The following is a 227-nucleotide window of genomic DNA, read 5'->3' on the forward strand; positions in this document are numbered from 1 at the left end:
CAATAATAAAGCTATAATAGCTAAAGTAATGTTTTTTATGAGTTATGATTTAGTTATTATAGCTTTATTATTGTTTTTGGTTGGAATAATAGTGTGGTGGCGAGATGTTATTCGGGAGAGAACCTACGATGGGAGACATATACATGTAGTGGTACGTGGATTGATGGTAGGAATAGTACTGTTTATTGTTTCTGAGTTGGAATAATAGTGTGGTGGCGAGATGTTAT

Annotated in this window: 1 protein-coding gene; it reads left to right on the forward strand. The window is 33.5% G+C overall.

Features of this window, described 5'->3' with window-relative positions; genetic code table 11:
• The coding region (locus tag BB427_RS03125) for a cytochrome c oxidase subunit 3 (RefSeq protein WP_175401232.1) at positions 1-205 on the forward strand (205 nt) is incomplete at its 5' end.
• Positions 206-227 lie beyond the last annotated feature (22 nt).

This window comes from Pseudoalteromonas sp. BMB (assembly GCF_001709235.1).
In the GTDB taxonomy this organism is placed as follows: domain Bacteria; phylum Pseudomonadota; class Gammaproteobacteria; order Enterobacterales; family Alteromonadaceae; genus Pseudoalteromonas; species Pseudoalteromonas maricaloris.